Raw genomic sequence first — 18,882 nt, 5'->3', positions numbered from 1 at the left:
CTTGAAGATATTTATCAAACTAGCCAAATAGTTTATTAATTTTTGGATTTTATTTTGGAAACGATTTTAGCTTTTTGTGCCTTTTCTTTTGTTGCATCAATTACTCCTGGACCAACCAATTTCCTTATTCTTAGTACAAGTCATCAATTTAGTATTAAAAAAACATTAGGCTTAATCTTCGGTGGAAGTATTGGTGCTGCATCATTAGTCTTAATTACAGGACTTGGAATTGGTACAACACTCAATGAATACCCCAAGATTCAATTAATATTAAGTTTCACTGGCGGCATTTGGTTAAGCTATATTGGATGGAAAATTTTTAATTATAGACCTGATCTAGAATCTAAAATCCAAAATCAAAATAAGAAAAATGGTTTTTTTACAGGCTTCTTTTTACAGTTTATCAACCCTAAAAGCTGGTTGATGGCTATTGCTGTTATTACTGTTTATACAGCACAACTAGCTAACTACTATCAGTCACTCATTCTATTTTCATTCATCTTTATGCTGATTTCTCTACCTTGTTTATTTATTTGGGCTTATTTAGGAAAAATCACAAAAAAAATACTTTCTACAGCTCATCATATGGTGCTCTTTAATCGAGTATTAGGTACTGTTTTACTTATTTCAGTATGGTATCCAATATTGCATGCTATTTAACATAATGGGCGTTATACGAAAAGCACAAATTGAAAAATATAAAAATCAAAAACTTATGATATAAATTATTTGCTCGATGATGTTCAAAAGCCGACTTGGAAACAAGTCGGCTTTTTTATGAGCAGTTTTGATAGTTCTTGCCAATAAATTTGACTAAAAATTACGCTTCTCAACTTGAGTTATACAATTTTGTGATACATTATTGTATATACAAATTTGAATGTTTTTTATGGAACAGTATTTTGAATGGGATGAGGCTAAGAATCGAAAGAATCAGAAAAAGCATGATATCTCTTTCGAAACTGCAAGCCTTGTTTTTGAAGATCCATTACGGATCTCAATCCAAGACAGACATACCGATGGTGAAGAACGTTGGCAAACCATTGGACGAGTTAAAGGCGTACTAATGTTATTGGTGGCTCACACCATTTTTGATGAAGATGACTGTGAAATCATACGAATCATTAGTGCAAGGCAAGTGACTAAAGCGGAGCGAAACAAATATGAGCATGGTTAGATACTCACGCAAAGAGCTGAATGAGAAATTTGGTGAGAAGCAAGATGCTGAAATTCAACGCTTGCTTGCTAAAGGCACGGTTCCTGATGATCAGCTAGATCTATCAGATATTCCTGAAATTACCGATTGGAGCAGTGCTGTACGCCAAAATCAATTTTACCGCCCAGTGAAGCAACAAACTTCAATTCGGTTAGATGCTGATGTACTTGCTTGGTTCAAAGCACAAGGCAAAGGTTATCAAACACGAATGAATGAAATTTTACGGGATGCTATGCTGAAAGAATTAAAAAATCATCAATAAAAATGGGAGCTTAAGCTCCCATTTTTGACTTCGCATAACGCCCATTATGTTAATTTTAGTTTTCCTTAATACGACAAAAATATCTACTTCATTTCACGAGAATTTCTTTTGCTAAAAGTTCTTCTTTCGTTACACCGAAATATCTTATTTCTAATTTAGGCCTGCCTAACATCTTTAAAAGATTGTTTTCATCATTTATATTTTTTATAGCTTTGCTTACACAATCAATTACGTCATTAGTTTTAGAAATAGCTTCTTTTTCAGATACTTGATCGCTTACTTTTCGAGATATTAAGTCATCAAAATATATCCTATATTCTTCACAAACTAGATAAAAATAAGGGTCTAATCTATCTAAATCATATTCAGATTCAAAGGGTTTACGATCTAATAAATCTTTTTCAGGATAAATAATCAATTGTCCTGCATCGAACCAAAACTCCACAGAAAAATTATCAAACTCAATTCCATTTAAATCATTACTAAAATTTTGAAAATACTGTAATAAAAGATTTTCTATATCCTCTAAAAACTCTTTATTCTTAATATCAAATATTAAAGATTCATTAGAAATAGCTTTGATACAATCTTCTTGAATATCTAACCCCTTTAAAGTCATTTTTACTCCATTTAAATTTTTAGGTTTTGGTGCATTAAGAATTTTGATTAACTTAACATAATGGCGGTTATACGAAATTCACCGTTTCGAGCCCCAAATATCAAGTTTATTTCTTGCATAAATGTATCCTATAGGATACATTCTACTTATGTACTCAATATATACCACTGAAGTCTTTGATGACTGGTTCACCAAGTTAAAAGACCAGCAGGCAAAAAGACGCATACAAGTCCGAATTGATCGGGTTGAAGATGGAAACTTTGGAGATACTGAGCCGGTCGGTGAAGGTGTTTCTGAATTACGTTTCTTCTTTGGGCCAGGCTATAGGATTTATTACTGCAAGCAAGGGCAAAGGGTTGTTATTCTTTTAGCAGGCGGAGATAAGTCTACGCAAAGTAAAGATATAAAACTTGCCCTGCAATTGGCACAAGATTTAGAGGAGGAGCTATAAATGGCTATTAAACTTCGCAAATGGGACAGTGCTGAGCATCTTAAAACAGAGGATGATATGCAGGCTTACTTACAAGCATGTATTGAAGAATCTAATGGCGATGCCGCATTCATTGCAAAGGCTTTAGGTAACATTGCAAAAGCTAAAGGAATGGCTCAATTATCACGAGATACAGGCTTAGGCCGAGAAAGTCTTTATAAAGCACTTTCTGGTGATGTTAACCCTAGTTTTGATACTGTGATTAAAGTTGTAAAAGCACTGAATTTACGCTTAGCAATTTAAAAAAAGTTATTAAAAAATGGAGCTTTAGGCTCCATTTTTTAATTTCGTATAAGGTGTATTATGTTAATTTTAGAAATTCTTAATTTCCATCTATCCAAACTTGCTTGATCCAATCTGCTAAATCTTCCCACTGCTCATCGCTATATCCATCTGCTGTCCAATATCTAATTTTATGATTAGGAGATAGGCAATAATAACTACCATTATCTTCACAAATAGGTAGCCAATCTTCTGGCAGACCTTGCTCCCTAGCATCATTTAATATCTGAGATAGCCCTCGATAGCATTCTTTCTCATCTGTAAGAGACGCTAATTCAATTGTTCCATAAAAGATATTGCTAATCTCTTTCAAAACTTTTTTATAATCTTTTGGAAAAATAAAACCTATTTTTCGTTCATAAGCAGATATGAAAATATCATCAGGTAGTTCTATGTTTAGACGACTATTCCCAGATAGTTCTTTTAATTCTTGAATAATGTTATCAAGCTTATTTTGCATATACATTCTGCTCTATCGCATTAAAGTTCTTACTACAATTTAACATAATGGCTGTTATGCGAAACGAGATCTACCAGCTCTCGTTTTTTGTTATGGAAACTGCTAAAATTCAAATACGCCATTGACGTATAAAGAGTCCATGTTATTTATTGAAACCAGCATCTTTACCAAGCAAATTAAAGACCTTGTATCTGATGAGGAATATCGTCAACTTCAGCAAGATCTTTTGGTACAGCCTGATAGAGGTGACCTAATCAAGAATGGCGGTGGTATTCGCAAAGTACGTTGTGCTCAAGGTAACAAAGGGAAAAGTGGTGGGATACGGGTGATTTATTATTGGGTCACCGAGGATGATCAGATCTTTTTCTTAGTGGCTTATCCAAAATCAGTAAAAGATAATTTAACAGATAAGGAAACCGCCATTCTGCACCAACTCGTGAAGGAGCAATTTCATGGATAACAACTTATTTGATGACTTGGTTGCTTCAATCAAAGAAGCTGGAGCTATCAAACGTAAAGAAGTTAAAGCAAGCCGAGTTACAGAACTCGAATTGCCTGATATTAAAGAAGTACGTGAAAAAACTGGCTTGAGCCAAAATGAATTTGCTGCACGTCTACATATTAGCCCCCGTACCCTGCAAAATTGGGAACAGGGACGACGCTATCCAACTGGACCAGCAGCTACATTGATTCGAATTTTAGATGCTCACCCAAGCCTTATTTGAAAAAATTACTTAAAAAATGGGAGCTTAAGGCTCCCATTTTTATTTCGTATAAGGTGTATTATGTTAATTTTAGAAAATCTTCACTACTATTATTTTAAAATAAGCCTTATATCCAAGCATAAAACAAGGTTGTCTAGACTTCTTTTAACAGTAAAGTTATCATAAAACTGAATTTTATTTTTTAGGTAAGTTTATGCATTCTATCCGCATTCGTTAAGACACAACTATTTGCATAGTGACACTATTTTATAATGGTGGGCTTTTGTTGTGTCTTTAAGAATATATGCGGATATATAAAGTAAAAGTATGCTTAATTTATAAGTATGCTTTTAGTGCATAGTTTCCAGTTATAACTTAATTGACTAGCTATTTGTCCACCCTGTGGATGAATAGCTTTTTTTTTGGGAGGACACTGTGATGCTAGCTTTTGTTTTCACCTAAATCCTGTTTGCTGCATAAAAAATTTCAAGAGCTAAACAGGAGTAAATAAAAATGAGTTTAATTATTAAAGCGAGAAACATACGCTTGGATTATGCTGGGCGTGATGTTTTGGATATTGATGAATTGGAAATTCACTCTTATGACCGTATTGGTCTTGTGGGTGATAACGGAGCAGGAAAGAGTAGTTTACTCAAAGTACTTAATGGCGAAATTGTTTTAGCCGAAGCGACATTACAGCGTTTTGGTGATTTTGCACATATCAGCCAACTGGGCGGAATCGAAATAGAAACGGTCGAAGACCGGGCAATGTTATCTCGCCTTGGTGTTTCCAATGTACAAAACGACACAATGAGTGGCGGAGAGGAAACTCGTGCAAAAATTGCTGCCGCATTTTCCCAACAAGTACATGGCATTCTAGCGGATGAACCAACCAGCCACCTTGATCTCAATGGAATAGATCTACTTATTGGTCAACTTAAAGCATTTGATGGAGCATTACTTGTTATCAGTCATGACCGATATTTTCTTGATATGGTTGTAGACAAGATATGGGAGTTAAAAGACGGTAAAATTACGGAATATTGGGGTGGTTACTCGGATTACTTGCGTCAAAAAGAAGAAGAGCGACAACACCAAGCCGTAGAATATGAGCTGATGATGAAGGAACGGGAGCGATTAGAATCTGCTGTGCAAGAAAAACGCCAGCAAGCTAATCGATTAGACAATAAGAAAAAAGGAGAAAAATCCAAAAACTCTACCGAAAGTGCTGGACGACTTGGGCATGCAAAAATGACTGGCACCAAGCAAAGAAAACTGTATCAGGCAGCTAAGAGTATGGAAAAGCGTTTGGCTGCATTAGAAGATATTCAAGCACCAGAGCATTTGCGTTCTATTCGTTTTCGTCAAAGTTCAGCCCTAGAACTGCACAATAAGTTCCCGATTACGGCAGATGGTCTGAGCTTAAAATTTGGTAGCCGTACTATCTTTGATGACGCTAACTTTATAATACCGCTTGGCGCTAAAGTCGCTATAACTGGATCGAATGGAACAGGGAAAACGTCCTTGTTAAAAATGATATCAGAACGTGCTGATGGATTAACCATATCTCCAAAAGCTGAAATTGGCTACTTTACACAAACAGGATATAAATTTAACACGCATAAATCTGTGCTCTCCTTTATGCAGGAAGAGTGCGAGTACACAGTTGCGGAAATTCGTGCAGTATTGGCTTCAATGGGGATCGGAGCGAATGATATTCAAAAAAACTTATCCGACTTATCGGGAGGTGAAATCATCAAACTGCTTTTATCCAAAATGCTTTTAGGAAAATATAATATTTTGCTTATGGATGAACCAGGAAACTATCTTGACCTAAAAAGTATTGCCGCATTAGAAACAATGATGAAGTCCTATGCAGGAACTATTATCTTCGTATCTCATGACAAGCAATTGGTCGATAATATTGCTGACATTATCTACGAGATCAAAGACCACAAAATCATCAAGACTTTTGAGAGAGATTGTTAATGATAGCCAATCTAATCCGAACATTAATTATTGAACTCTTTAAAGGAAATTAAAAATGACAATTCAAGATATTCAATCACTTGCTGAAGCACACGGCTTGTTGCTTACGGACAAAATGAATTTCAATGAAATGGGCATTGATTTTAAGGTCGTTTTTGCTCTTGATACAAAGGGGCAACAATGGTTGCTGCGTATTCCTCGTCGTGATGGCATGAGGGAACAAATCAAGAAAGAAAAACGCATTTTAGAATTGGTAAAAAAACATCTTTCTGTAGAGGTTCCTGATTGGAGAATTTCATCTACAGAATTAGTGGCTTATCCCATACTTAAAGATAATCCTGTTTTAAATTTGGATGCTGAAACCTATGAAATAATTTGGAATATGGACAAAGATAGCCCGAAATACATAACATCTTTGGCAAAAACCTTATTTGAAATCCATAGTATTCCTGAAAAAGAAGTTCGGGAAAATGATTTGAAAATTATGAAACCTTCAGATTTAAGACCTGAAATAGCAAACAATTTGCAGTTAGTAAAATCTGAAATTGGTATAAGTGAGCAATTGGAAACCCGCTACAGAAAATGGTTGGATAATGATGTTCTATGGGCAGATTTCACCCAATTTATACATGGCGATTTATATGCTGGGCATGTACTAGCTTCAAAGGATGGAGCTGTTTCAGGCGTTATTGATTGGTCAACAGCCCATATAGATGACCCAGCGATTGATTTTGCTGGGCATGTAACTTTGTTTGGAGAAGAAAGCCTCAAAACTCTAATCATCGAGTATGAAAAACTAGGGGGTAAAGTTTGGAATAAACTATATGAACAGACTTTAGAAAGAGCAGCGGCCTCTCCTTTGATGTATGGTTTATTTGCCTTAGAAACTCAAAATGAAAGCCTTATCGTTGGAGCAAAAGCTCAGTTGGGAGTTATATAATTTAAAAATATGATTGCTGAGAACTGCCTTGTTTTGAAACTTGGTTGGCTTTAATTAGTTTTTAGTATTCTTTATAGAAAATGCCTCGATCAAGGGGCATTTCTAACAATCATTTAACATAAAATTTCTTATGTGAAGTAACCTGAATGCAGCGGTGCCCCATTGGGGGCGCGTTGAGATAAGCCTCTTTTAGATAACTTTAGCAACTCGATAGACAGTTGCAACTCCACAATTCACTGCTTTGGCAATTTCTTCCTTAGTCATATTGCCAACTACTAGCAATTCTTTTATTCGTTTATGTTTAGCCTCATTTGCCTTCTTGCCTGTTGGTTTGTAACCCGAACGTGCCAGGCCCTGCTTAATACGTTCTATACGTTTCTCATTGTCTAGGCGGGCCATTGTTGCCAGAAGATCAATCAACATATTGTTGATGAGTTCCAAGATTGAATGAGTAATGCTGTCACTGGTTTGAATCATTTGGTAGGTAGTAGGAAGATCTGCTACGACTAAACGAAGTCCCTTCTCCTGGATCCTGCGCTTCAGCTCTTGAAAATCTCGTTGGGTTAGGCGTGATAAGCGGTCAATACTTTCAACTAACAATGTGTCACCTTGATTTGCTTCTGACAGTAGCTTATTCAATTCAGGTCGGTCTAACTTCGTACCACTATAGTTTTCCACGTACACAATGGTTTCACCCAAATTCAAGTTTTGGTTTAGATCCTGAAGAATCTGCAAAGCCCTTTCTGCATCTTGATCTTTAGTTGAAGCTCGTAGATAAATACGTGTATTCATTTCTATCATTTAATCTTAATTCTATTAGATTAATGATAATACTATCATTTAATTATTGCATTAAGTCTAATGATAGATATTGTATGCGATTTGGCTCGCTATCATTCAGGTATAGTCTTTTGATAGACTGCTTGTTTGCGGAATGTTCCGATTTGAACCACGCAGATTCAAATCCCAAGTGCAACACATTTGTAGTCAGTTGAAAAAGTTAGGTGTATTCATAGAATCATTAGACTTTTTCAACTCGCAATTGGAAAGCACACAATGAAGAAATACACCCAACTCTCTCAAGATGAAAGATACGAAATTTATGCTACTTTGAAAAGTAAAAGTTCAATCGCCTCCCTTGCTCGGGAGTTAGGACGTTCACGATCAACCATCTACCGTGAATTAAAAAGAAATACTGGACAACGTGGATATAGAGCTCAACAGGCAGCTAAATTTGCAAGTCAAAGACGGTATCGTCCTTCATCATCAATGACAGCATTTGCCTTCGCTTATATTGATTATTTGATTGGTTTGGACTGGTCACCAGAACAAATTTCAGGTGCTTTAACACAACGCGGTTGGCTGGATGTACCTTCACATGAGTGGATTTACCAGTACATTTATCAAGATAAATCAAAAGGCGGTAAACTTCATCTACACTTAAGGCATCAGAAGAAATATCGAAAACGCGGTTACAAAAACACGGATCGTAGGGGTCAAATCATTGATAAAACAAGTATTCACTGCCGAGACCAGGTCATTGATCAACGACAACGTTTAGGAGATTTCGAAGGTGACACGGTGATTGGTAAACATCATAAAGGTGCTTTATTGACTCTCGTTGATCGAAAGAGCCTGTATGTACATATTGTTCATTTAGGGCCAACGAGAGCATCCTCTCAAACGATTACTTGTGCATTAGATCGTTTACAAATGAGCCATGCTTATAGTGTAACATTTGATAATGGCAAAGAATTTTCCGAACACAAAAGAATTACTGATGTTGGCATAGAGACGTATTTTGCTGATCCTTACAAGTCTATTCAACGAGCAAGGAATGAAAATACGAATGGTTTAATCCGTCAATATCTGCCAAAATCATCATCGTTTGATGACGTGTCAAACGAACAAATAGAGCAGATAGAATTTGCACTCAACCATCGTCCTAGAAAAACACTAGGTTGGTATACACCGAGTGAAGTTATGGCTGGTTTTTATACTGTTGCACTTGCCGCTTGAATCCGCCTTTTATTATTCGAAGTTTATCCTAATAGTAAATACACTTTTAGAATTCCTATTTTCATACTGAATGGTTCCATGATGAGCATTAATAATTGCATTAACAACAGCTAGCCCTAAACCAGTTCCGCCAAATGCTTTATTTCTTGAGTCTTCTATCCTGAAAAAAGGTTTAAATAGTTCTTCTTGATATTCCATAGAAATACCTGGCCCGTCATCTTGTATCATTAATGTCCATATATGTCGTTGAACAAATGATGTAATACTTAGTAAGCCTGGATTGGCATAGCGTATAGCATTATCTACTAAAGCAATTAATACCTGTTCCATTCGGCGACTATCACAATACACTATGTCATCTGATACTTCAGAGTGAATAGTAATTTTAGCTTCCTCTAATTTCTCACTAAACATTAAAATAATTTTTGATACGCTTTTTTGGAAATTGGTTGGCTCTATATTTAACTTAAGCTGTTGATTCTCAATTAAACTTAATACTCTCAGATCCTCAACCAAATACGATAACCCTTCAGTCTGGTTTAGTAGACTTTTCATTAGAGCGGGACTAGGCTCAAATACATTATCGACAATACCCTGTAGTCGGCCTTGAAGAATTGTAACTGGAGTACGTAATTCATGTGCTATCGCTGCATTCCACACATGAGCATTTTTTATTGAAACTTCAAGTTTATGGGCCATATCATTAAAATTATCTATAAGCTCTGAAATTTCAGCATTTACATATTTATTGTTTTCAACTCTTGCTGTTAAATCCCCTTGACTAATTTTTTGAGTTGCTACGGCTATAGATTCAATTGGTCTAACAAATCGTTGAGAAAGCCGTATTCCTAAAAAAATAGATAAGAAAAATCCTATAATTAATACTATTAGTAACCAAACTAAGTCTAATAAATGAAGATAAGGCCAGTTCTGCCCAAGTTTTTCCCATGTAACTAATTTCGCTTCAATGGCAATGGCATAAATTAAATAACCAAAAGTTAAAGTAAAAAAAGTAATACTAAAATTCAAAATACTGAATGTAATAATTAGCTGTTTACTAATTTTAATTTTAATTTTACTTTTACTTTTCATTTAAATTATCCAAACGATAGCCTACGCCTCGTACATTAATAAGCATATGATTTAAGCCATGTTCTTCAAGTTTTTTTCTTAATTTACTCACATGACTATCAACAGTTCTTTCTAAAGCATTACCATCTGGCATGCAATAACTCATCAACTCTCCTCTAGTAAACACCTTATGTGGTTGTGCTATCATGAGCATTAAAATTTTATACTCTGTTAAAGTTAAGTTCAGCTTTGGTGATGATGAACTTAAATTAATAAATACACTATGAGTATCCGTTTGAATTTCAATATTTTTATAATGCAAATTCTTATTTTTTGCTTGCTGGTTTTGTTGGCTGCGTCTTAATACAGCATATACTCTTGCTACGACTTCATTAGGATTAAAAGGTTTTACCACAAAATCATCAGCGCCCATTCGGAGTGCCATAACTTTATCAATATCTTGATCAAGTGCGGTTAACATGATGACTGGGGTATCATTAGTTTGTCGAATTTTTTTAAGAACATCCCATCCATTTATTTCTGGTAATTTAATATCTAACAATAATAAATCAATAGGTTGAGACGAATGGAGCTCTATAGCTTGTCTACCGTTCATAGCACGTATGACACGCATCCCTTCTTTTTTTAGATACTGTTCAATAATATCACCAATATCATATTCATCCTCAACAACAAGAATTAGTTTGTCACGGCAATCAAATGAGAATGAACTATCAAACATAAAATAATCCTTTACTAAGAACTTATTTATTTTATCGATATTTTTTTTATTCTCCACACTTTTTCCATAGTTTATCAACGATAAATACACAAATATTAAAAATAATGTAAATATCTAAAACTGTATGAGTTTTTCCATATGAAGAAGCCTCTGTTACTTCCACTTTTTTTATCTATTGGCCTTATCTTACAAGGCTGTGGCTCTGAAGAAGCAGCTCAGACTGAAACACCTTCGGCAAAAGTAAGTGTATTAAATGTTCAACCACAAACAGTAAACTTCAGTGAAAATCTTCCAGCTCGTGTACATGCATTCCGAGTAGCAGAAATTCGCCCTCAGGTTGGTGGAATAATTCAAAAAGTACTATTCAAACAAGGCAGTGAAGTAAAAGCTGGGCAACCCTTATACAAGATTAATTCAGAAGTCTTTCAAGCTGATGTTGCAACAAATCAAGCTGCATTGAAAAAAGCGGAATCAGAAGTTAGTCGATTAAAGACCCAACTTGAGCGTTATCAAGAGTTGTTACCTAGTAATGCTATTAGTAAACAAGAATTTAGTAATGCACAGGCCCAATATCATCAAGCTCTAGCTGATGTTTCACAAATGAAAGCCAGCCTGACACGCCAAAATATTAATTTACAATATGCAACCGTGAGAGCACCTATTTCAGGACGTATTGGTCAGTCTTTTGTCACTGAAGGTGCATTAGTTGGGCAAGGAGATGCTAATGCTTTAGCAGTGGTTCAGCAAATTGACAAAGTATATGTGGATGTAAAACAATCTATTACAGCTTATGAAAAACTACAAGCTGCTTTACAAGCAGGTAAATTATCCGCAAATGCTGATCACAACGTCCAAATTTTAAATAATCAAGATCAACCTTATAACGTTACCGCAAGACTATTATTTGAAGATATTAATGTTGACCCTGAAACTGGCGACGTAACTATGCGTATTGAAGTTGACAATAAAAATCGTCAGCTTTTACCAGGGATGTACGTTCGAGTGAAGATGAGTCGTTCTTCCGTTCCTAATGCCTTACTAATTCCAGAACAAGCGATTCAATATGACAACAGTGGACATTCACAAGTTTATATTGTGAATAGCAAAGGAATGGCTGAGTTACGCAAAATCGAATTAGGTCAACAACATGATCAATTTTACACAGTCAATCAAGGCTTAAATTCAGGTGACCGTATTGTTGTCGAGGGTATTGACCGGATCCAGCCAAATCAAAAACTTGAAATCACTACATGGAAAGTATCAGGACCTAAAAATACGTTTCCAAACGCAGAAGTCAAAGCCTCTACAACAAAAGGAGGTGAATGATTATGTCTCAATTCTTCATCCGCCGCCCTATATTTGCATGGGTGATTGCGATTTTTATTATTCTCTTTGGATTACTCAGTATTCCTAAATTACCTATTGCCCGTTTTCCAAGTGTTGCTCCACCACAAGTGGTTATTACAGCCGTTTATCCTGGTGCAACGCCAAAAGCAATTAACGATAGCGTAGTAACGTTAATTGAACGGGAAATGTCAGGCGTAAAAAACTTACTTTATTATAGTGCAACAACAGATACATCAGGTTTAGCACAAATTACTGCGACCTTTAAGCCTGGTACAGATGTAGATATGGCTCAGGTAAATGTACAAAATAAGATTAAAACTGTTGAAGCCCGCCTGCCGCAGACTGTACGCCAACAAGGTTTGTTAGTCGAAGCATCTTCTTCAGGCTTTTTAATGTTGGTCAGTCTGAGTTCACCTAATGGACAACATTCTGAAGTCGATTTAAGTGATTATTTAGTTAGGAATGCTGTTGAAGAATTAAAACGTGTTGAAGGCGTAGGTAAAGTTCAATCGTTTGGTTCAGAAAAGGCTATGAGAATATGGGTTGATCCAAATAAATTGGTGTCCTATGGCTTATCTATTAGTGATGTAAATAATGCTATACGTAGTAATAATGTTGAAATTGCACCCGGTCGATTAGGTGATGTACCCGCTGAAAAAGGACAACTCATTAGTATTCCCCTATCAGCACAGGGCCAACTTAAAAATATTGATGAGTTCAAGAATATAAGTTTAAAAAGTAAAGTAAGTGGTAGTTCAATAAAACTATCAGATGTTGCTAAAGTTGAAATGGGTTCACAAGCCTATAGTTTTGCTATTTTGAAAAATGGTAAACCTGCTACTGCAGCAGCAATCCAGCTCAGCCCTGGTGCTAATGCAGTAAAAACCGCTGATGGTGTTAAAGCTAAGGTTGAGGAACTAAAACAGAATTTACCAGAAGGTATGCAACTAGATATACCTTATGACACCGCTCCATTTGTCAAAATCTCAATTGAAAAGGTAATTCATACATTACTTGAAGCCATGGTTCTGGTTTTTATCGTGATGTATATATTTTTACATAATGTTCGATATACATTAATTCCAGCGATTGTAGCACCTATTGCTTTACTTGGTACATTTACAGTGATGTTATTGATGGGCTATTCCATCAACGTACTAACTATGTTTGGTATGGTGCTTGCCATCGGAATTATTGTCGATGATGCCATTGTCGTCGTAGAAAATGTTGAACGAATCATGGCAACAGAAGGCCTCTCACCTAAAGAGGCTACCTCTAAAGCCATGAAAGAAATTACTAGTCCTATTATTGGGATAACACTAGTACTTGCAGCCGTATTTTTACCTATGGCATTTGCAAGCGGCTCTGTAGGGATCATCTATCGTCAATTTACAGTGACGATGTCTGTATCCATTTTATTTTCCGCTTTGCTAGCTTTAGTGTTAACTCCCGCACTTTGTGCCACCATTTTAAAACCGATCAATGGTCATCATCAAAAGAAAGGGTTCTTTGCATGGTTTGACCGTAGTTTTGATAAAGTGACTAAAAAATATGAAGTCATTTTGCTCAAAATCGTTAAACACACTATTCCAATGATGATTGCCTTTGTTGTCATTACGGTTGTTACTTTTGCTGGTATGAAATATTGGCCTACAGCATTTATGCCAGAAGAAGACCAAGGTTGGTTTTTAACAACATTCCAACTTCCATCAGATGCAACACGTGAAAGAACCCAGAATATTGTGAAAGAGTTTGAAGGACATCTAAATCAAAAACCTGATGTGCAAAACAATATTTCCGTTCTTGGCTGGGGTTTTGGCGGTTCTGGACAAAACGTTGGGGTTTCATTCTCAACACTAAAAGATTTTGAAGAAAGAAAAATGCCTGCCTCTGAATATGTCAATTCACTTAACGCAGCTATGGCAAAAAGCAATGAAGGTAGCGTTATGTCTATATTGCCTCCGCCAATTGACGAGTTGGGTACATATTCAGGTTTTAGTCTACGGTTACAAGACAAAGCCAACTTAGGTATGCCTGCTCTTATAGCAGCTAAAGAGCAGCTGATTGAAATGGCTTCTAAAAATCCAAAGCTCTATATGGTTTGGGCTGAAGGTTTACCTGAAGGCAATCGTGTGAGCTTGAAAATCGATCGTGAAAAGCTTAATGCTCTTGGTGTTAATTTTGCTGATGTATCAGACATTATTTCAACCTCTATGGGGTCAATGTATATCAATGATTTCCCGAACCAAGGTCGTATGCAACAAGTGATTGTTCAAGTCGATGCAAAATCACGTATGCAGTTGGAAGATATTCTTAATCTCAAAGTAACAGGTTCAAGTGGCCAATTGGTTTCGTTATCAGAAGTTGTGACACCACAATGGAATAAAGCACCACAACAATATAATCGCTATAACGGACGTCCATCTTTAAGTATTGCCGGTATTCCAAACTTTGGGACATCATCTGGTGATGCCATGCGTGAAATGGAGCAAATGATGGCCAAACTTCCTAAAGGAATTGGCTATGAATGGACTGGTATCTCTCTACAAGAAAAACAATCAGAATCACAGATGGCATTTTTATTGGGCCTATCTATGCTGGTGATCTTTCTTGTACTCGCTGCCCTTTATGAAAGTTGGTCGATTCCACTATCAGTTATCTTAGTTATTCCATTGGGTATTTTTGGTGCTGTGATTGCAATTATGACGAGAGGCATGATGAATGATGTGTTCTTCAAGATTGGACTCATCACAATCATTGGTTTATCGGCCAAGAACGCTATTTTGATTGTTGAATTTGCCAAGATGCTTAAAGAAGAAGGTATGACTTTAGTTGAAGCTACCGTTCAGGCTGCAAAACTTCGTTTACGTCCAATTCTCATGACATCTCTTGCCTTTACATGTGGTGTTGTTCCTTTAGTCATCGCATCAGGAGCGAGCTCTGAAACACAACATGCATTAGGTACTGGGGTATTTGGCGGCATGATTTCAGCAACAATTCTCGCAATTTTCTTTGTTCCAGTATTTTTCATCTTCGTACTGGGAGCAGTTGAAAAACTCATTTCTTCAAAGAAAAAAACGACCCCTTAAGTTAAAAGAGCCAAAAGAAACATAAATGTTTCTTTTGGCTCTTCTTCGATATTACTGCTTTTACTATTTGGAGAAAATCATGCTTAAAATGCCAGTTCATTTAACACGAGGATTACTTGTTTCTTCCCTTTCCATTGCATTAACTGCTTGTATCAATATGCAGGCATCACAACCTGTACAGAAGTCGAATATTCCACAAAATTTTTCACAAACATCTACGGGAACATCGATTGCGGAAAATGGTTATAAAACTTTCTTTTCTGATCCTAAGTTACTACAAGTAATTGAAATTTCAATCGACAATAATCGTGATTTACGTACTGCCGCCTTAAATATTCAACGTGCCCAACAACAATATCAAATTAGCAAAAATGATCAGCTGCCCACAATTGGAGCAACTGGTAGTGCAGTTCGACAAGTCGAATCCTCTATTAATCCTAATAACCCATATTCGACTTTTCAAGTTGGCTTGGGTGTAACCGCTTATGAATTAGATTTCTGGGGACGAGTCCAAAGTTTAAAAGATGCCGCTTTAAATAATTACTTTGCGACACAAAGTGCTAGAGATGCTACTCAAATTAGTTTAATAAGCCAAGTCACCCAAGCATGGTTAAATTATGCTTTTGCAAAAGATAATTTAAATCTTGCGGAGCAGACATTAAAAGCACAAATTGATTCGTACAATCTCAATAAAAAGCGTTTTGATGTAGGTATTGATAGCGAGGTTCCATTACGACAAGCTCAAATTTCTGTCGAAACAGCACGAAATGATGTGGCTAACTATAAAACTCAAATGGTACAAGCACACAACTTACTGAATCTTTTAGCTGGACAAACTATTCCACAAGATTTACTTCCAAATCAAAGAATTAAAAGTATTACAAAGGAAACAGCTTTCACAACTGGCCTGCCCAGTAATTTACTTAATAATCGTCCTGATTTAAAAGCAGCTGAATTTCAACTTAGAGCAGCGGGTGCAAATATCGGTGCAGCAAAAGCACGACTATTCCCAACAATTAGCTTGTCTGGATCCGCAGGTTATGCTTCAACAGAGTTAAATGATTTATTTAAATCTGGAGGTTTTTCTTGGTCAGTTGGTCCAAGTATTGACCTTCCTATTTTTGATTGGGGAACCCGTAAAGCTAATATTAAAATCTCTCAGACAGAACAGCAAATTGCACTTGCTAACTATGAGAAATCGATACAGTCAGCTTTTCGTGAAGTTAATGATGCACTTGCCGCTCATGCACATATCGAAGATCGTTTAGCAGCCCAGCGTCGTTTGGTCATTGCAACAGATGCAACATATAAACTATCCAGTGCTCGTTTTAGAGCAGGTATTGATAGTTATTTAACGGTATTAGATTCGCAACGCTCTTCTTATGCAGCACAACAAGGACTACTTATCCTCGAACAAATAAAACTAAATAATCAAATCGAACTTTATAAGTCGTTAGGTGGAGGAATTGCGAGTTGAAAAAGTCTAATGATTCTATGAATACACCTAACTTTTTCAACTGACTACAAATGTGTTGCACTTGGGATTTGAATCTGCGAGATAAAAAAACAGCCATCTGTTGACAAGGTTTTTACAGGAAAACTTGGCAACAGATATAAATAAACCCAAAGAGCATATTATCACTCAAGATGGTAAGGCTGTTTAGCATCAAATAATTGTGAATAGACCATCTATGTAGGTTTAATAATGAAAGCTTCCAATCTTGATCCGAAACGCTGGTGGATATTGCTCGCTGTCGTGCTTGCATTTCTGCCGATTGTGATTGATATGACTGTACTGCATGTTGCGGTTCCCTCATTAACCCAATCGCTGAGTGCCACAAGCAACCAAGTCTTATGGATTATTGATATTTATCCATTACTTATGGCTGGACTTTTAGTTCCGATGGGAACTTTGGCTGATCGTGTCGGCAATCGTAAGATTCTGCTGATTGGCTTGGTTATATTTGGAATTGCCTCAGTCCTTGCGGCATTTTCCCAAACGGCTTCTATGCTGATTGCCGCACGTGCTTTATTAGCATTAGGCGGTGCCATGATTATGCCCTGTGTATTGGGTATTATTCGCAGAACCTTCGAAGACAGTCGCGAACGTGCCATTGCGCTGGGTATTTGGGGCACAATCGGATCAGCCGGTGCCGCCATTGGACCGCTCATTGGTGGGGGATTGTTAGAATATTTCTGGTGGGGTTCAGTTTTCCTGATTAACGTCCCAATCATGCTGGTTGTCGCACCAATGTGCTATTTCTTATTGTCCCGAAAAGAAGCTATAACCCCTGGACATTGGGCATTTGGTCAAGCGCTATTGCTGATTGTCGGTTTGATTTCGTTTGTATATGCACTAAAAGCAGGCTTAGGCGGTAAACAGTCGTTGTTGATTGTCTTGCCTTTGGTCGTTTTATCTATCGGCTTATTAACCATATTTGTACGCAAACAGCTGAATTCTCCTCAGCCGATGCTAGATCTTTCGCTATTTTCACGTCCTGCTATTTTAGCCGGCATTATTATGGCAATGGTTGCTGCAGGCGCTTTGGCAGGGGTTGAGTTAACTTTGGCAATGGAGCTGCAATATGTCATTCGTTTAACACCGCTGCAAGCCGGTCTTTTTATGGTTCCGATTATGGTTGCGGCCGCTATTGGCGGGCCTATTGCTGGTTTTTTATCCAATAAATTTGGACTCCGTCTGGTTGCGACCATGTCATTAATATTGGCAGCAATTGCGTTGGTCAGTTTGAGTTATTCAGATTTTCATCATCCGGGAATCATCGTTCCCTTTATTTTAGCTTCGATTGGATTAACACTGAGTATTGGTTTAACAGCTTCATCCATTGCGATCATGGGCTCAGTACCTGCAGAAAAGGGCGGTGCGGCAGGTTCACTTGAAAGTACAGGTTATGAACTGGGTACAGGACTAGGTATTACTTTATTTGGTGTTTTCATGGCCTATATATTTGGCAGTCATCTTCAAGTGCCGTCAGATTTAACTGCTGTTTTAGCAGAAAAAGCCAGACTATCGATTGGTGATACCTATTTAGTAGCGAGCCAATTACCTACAGAGCAAGGAGTTGCATTGATTAATGCAGGTAAAATAGCCTTCAGTTCAGCTCATGTGAATTTATTATCAACAGCAGGTATTATCATCGGCATACTCTCCATTGTGGTATTTTTTATGCTAGCTAAATATCGAGATGAGAATTCATTGTGATGAAATTTATTTGAGGATCATCAAACAGAATTGTTAAGTTCAGACATCAAGTTATCTTATATTTATCGCTTAAATGAAGCCTATTGATCTGAACTTAACACATTATAAATGAGTTGATGTCTTACGATTCAGTTGAATAGTAAAACAGCTGCCACCTAAGTTTTTGGATTTAGAATAATAAATATGACCTTGATGTGCTTCAATAATTGCATCAATCACTGCCAAGCCTAATCCAGTACCGCCATCTAGACGTGATCTAGAGTCTTCCAGACGATAGAAGGGTTTGAACAGGTGTTTAAGATGCGATTCATCAATACCTGGACCTTCATCTTCAAACGTCAATACCCAATGTTCTACTGTGGTTACAGATATAATATTTATGGCACTGTTGCAAATAGAGATTTGAGTCGATGATGTTCCCTTTAAAAAGTA

The 18,882-nt window shown here is 36.7% G+C and carries 20 protein-coding genes; 14 read left to right on the top strand and 6 right to left on the bottom strand.

Annotation, left to right across the window (positions count from 1 at the left end; all coding sequences use genetic code 11):
• Positions 1 to 54 precede the first annotated feature (54 nt).
• The 3 genes from D7V20_RS16315 (at position 55) to D7V20_RS16305 (ending at position 1,478) form a co-directional block, all read left to right on the top strand.
• Positions 55 to 660, top strand: a complete 606-nt coding sequence (locus D7V20_RS16315; protein ID WP_000447788.1) for a LysE family translocator — start codon at positions 55 to 57, stop codon at positions 658 to 660.
• A gap of 229 nt (positions 661 to 889) precedes the next feature.
• Entirely contained in the window at positions 890 to 1,177 is a 288-nt protein-coding gene (locus D7V20_RS16310; protein WP_000438825.1) for a BrnT family toxin, read from the top strand.
• A complete protein-coding gene (locus D7V20_RS16305; protein WP_004728120.1) occupies positions 1,164 to 1,478 on the top strand; it encodes a BrnA antitoxin family protein in 315 nt (104 codons plus the stop codon). The genes D7V20_RS16310 and D7V20_RS16305 overlap by 14 nt, the downstream gene beginning before the upstream one ends.
• 88 nt (positions 1,479 to 1,566) lie before the next feature.
• On the opposite strand, the gene D7V20_RS16300 is transcribed toward D7V20_RS16305, so the two are convergent.
• Positions 1,567 to 2,097 carry a hypothetical protein gene (locus D7V20_RS16300; protein WP_000172759.1) on the bottom strand — a complete coding sequence of 177 codons (531 nt, stop codon included), beginning with the start codon at positions 2,095 to 2,097 and terminating at the stop codon, positions 1,567 to 1,569.
• 148 nt (positions 2,098 to 2,245) lie between these two features.
• Here D7V20_RS16300 and D7V20_RS16295 point away from each other — a divergent pair, with 148 nt between their 5' ends.
• Both D7V20_RS16295 and D7V20_RS16290 read left to right on the top strand, forming a co-directional pair.
• Positions 2,246 to 2,548, top strand: coding sequence for a type II toxin-antitoxin system RelE/ParE family toxin (locus D7V20_RS16295; RefSeq protein WP_000286964.1), 303 nt, complete (start codon positions 2,246 to 2,248; stop codon positions 2,546 to 2,548).
• Entirely contained in the window at positions 2,549 to 2,830 is a 282-nt protein-coding gene (locus D7V20_RS16290) for an addiction module antidote protein (RefSeq protein ID WP_000985609.1), read from the top strand.
• A gap of 79 nt (positions 2,831 to 2,909) precedes the next feature.
• Here D7V20_RS16290 and D7V20_RS16285 read toward each other — a convergent pair whose 3' ends face one another.
• Positions 2,910 to 3,329 (bottom strand): SMI1/KNR4 family protein, encoded by a 420-nt coding sequence (locus D7V20_RS16285; protein ID WP_001180106.1) that lies wholly within the window; start codon positions 3,327 to 3,329, stop codon positions 2,910 to 2,912.
• Between the two features lie 139 nt (positions 3,330 to 3,468).
• Here D7V20_RS16285 and D7V20_RS16280 point away from each other — a divergent pair, with 139 nt between their 5' ends.
• From D7V20_RS16280 to D7V20_RS16265, 4 genes are all read left to right on the top strand, one after another.
• Complete coding sequence (locus D7V20_RS16280; RefSeq protein ID WP_000897307.1) at positions 3,469 to 3,789, top strand: type II toxin-antitoxin system RelE/ParE family toxin; 321 nt, start codon at positions 3,469 to 3,471, stop codon at positions 3,787 to 3,789.
• Complete coding sequence (gene nadS, locus D7V20_RS16275; RefSeq protein ID WP_000369781.1) at positions 3,782 to 4,054, top strand: NadS family protein; 273 nt, start codon at positions 3,782 to 3,784, stop codon at positions 4,052 to 4,054. The genes D7V20_RS16280 and nadS overlap by 8 nt, the downstream gene beginning before the upstream one ends.
• A gap of 492 nt (positions 4,055 to 4,546) precedes the next feature.
• Complete coding sequence (msr(E), locus tag D7V20_RS16270) at positions 4,547 to 6,022, top strand: ABC-F type ribosomal protection protein Msr(E) (protein ID WP_000052512.1); 1,476 nt, start codon at positions 4,547 to 4,549, stop codon at positions 6,020 to 6,022.
• Between the two features lie 55 nt (positions 6,023 to 6,077).
• Positions 6,078 to 6,962, top strand: a complete 885-nt coding sequence (locus D7V20_RS16265; protein ID WP_000155092.1) for an Mph(E) family macrolide 2'-phosphotransferase — start codon at positions 6,078 to 6,080, stop codon at positions 6,960 to 6,962.
• Positions 6,963 to 7,151: 189 nt separating this feature from the next.
• Here the strand turns inward: D7V20_RS16265 and D7V20_RS16260 are convergent, their stop codons facing one another.
• Positions 7,152 to 7,763 carry a recombinase family protein gene (locus tag D7V20_RS16260; RefSeq protein WP_015060246.1) on the bottom strand — a complete coding sequence of 204 codons (612 nt, stop codon included), beginning with the start codon at positions 7,761 to 7,763 and terminating at the stop codon, positions 7,152 to 7,154.
• A gap of 255 nt (positions 7,764 to 8,018) precedes the next feature.
• Here D7V20_RS16260 and D7V20_RS16255 point away from each other — a divergent pair, with 255 nt between their 5' ends.
• Positions 8,019 to 8,981 (top strand): IS30-like element IS18 family transposase, encoded by a 963-nt coding sequence (locus D7V20_RS16255; protein ID WP_033917576.1) that lies wholly within the window; start codon positions 8,019 to 8,021, stop codon positions 8,979 to 8,981.
• Between the two features lie 12 nt (positions 8,982 to 8,993).
• Here D7V20_RS16255 and adeS read toward each other — a convergent pair whose 3' ends face one another.
• Together adeS and adeR are read right to left on the bottom strand one after the other, a co-directional pair.
• Positions 8,994 to 10,073: a two-component sensor histidine kinase AdeS gene (gene adeS, locus D7V20_RS16250; protein WP_043041662.1), complete on the bottom strand. Its 1,080-nt coding sequence runs from the start codon at positions 10,071 to 10,073 to the stop codon at positions 8,994 to 8,996.
• Positions 10,063 to 10,794 carry an efflux system response regulator transcription factor AdeR gene (gene adeR / locus D7V20_RS16245; RefSeq protein ID WP_033917517.1) on the bottom strand — a complete coding sequence of 244 codons (732 nt, stop codon included), beginning with the start codon at positions 10,792 to 10,794 and terminating at the stop codon, positions 10,063 to 10,065. Before adeR ends, adeS begins: the two co-directional genes overlap by 11 nt.
• A gap of 138 nt (positions 10,795 to 10,932) precedes the next feature.
• Here adeR and D7V20_RS16240 point away from each other — a divergent pair, with 138 nt between their 5' ends.
• From D7V20_RS16240 to aadT, 4 genes are all read left to right on the top strand, one after another.
• The gene (locus tag D7V20_RS16240; protein WP_033917516.1) at positions 10,933 to 12,120 is read left to right on the top strand and encodes an efflux RND transporter periplasmic adaptor subunit; all 1,188 of its coding nucleotides are present in this window, start codon (positions 10,933 to 10,935) and stop codon (positions 12,118 to 12,120) included.
• Complete coding sequence (locus D7V20_RS16235; RefSeq protein ID WP_033917518.1) at positions 12,120 to 15,230, top strand: efflux RND transporter permease subunit; 3,111 nt, start codon at positions 12,120 to 12,122, stop codon at positions 15,228 to 15,230. The genes D7V20_RS16240 and D7V20_RS16235 overlap by 1 nt, the downstream gene beginning before the upstream one ends.
• Before the next feature lie 88 nt (positions 15,231 to 15,318).
• Positions 15,319 to 16,707: an AdeC/AdeK/OprM family multidrug efflux complex outer membrane factor gene (gene adeC, locus D7V20_RS16230; RefSeq protein WP_370538948.1), complete on the top strand. Its 1,389-nt coding sequence runs from the start codon at positions 15,319 to 15,321 to the stop codon at positions 16,705 to 16,707.
• Positions 16,708 to 16,935: 228 nt separating this feature from the next.
• Positions 16,936 to 18,450, top strand: a complete 1,515-nt coding sequence (gene aadT / locus D7V20_RS16225) for a multidrug efflux MFS transporter AadT (protein ID WP_033917554.1) — start codon at positions 16,936 to 16,938, stop codon at positions 18,448 to 18,450.
• Between the two features lie 102 nt (positions 18,451 to 18,552).
• Here the strand turns inward: aadT and D7V20_RS16220 are convergent.
• Positions 18,553 to 18,882, bottom strand: a 330-nt coding sequence (locus D7V20_RS16220; RefSeq protein ID WP_042893584.1) for an ATP-binding protein, incomplete at its 5' end; no start/stop codon positions are given.

The organism is Acinetobacter rongchengensis, assembly GCF_003611475.1.
Lineage (GTDB): Bacteria > Pseudomonadota > Gammaproteobacteria > Pseudomonadales > Moraxellaceae > Acinetobacter > Acinetobacter rongchengensis.
Note: the sequence above shows the minus strand (reverse complement) of the source record. Positions and strands in the feature narration are given on the sequence as shown.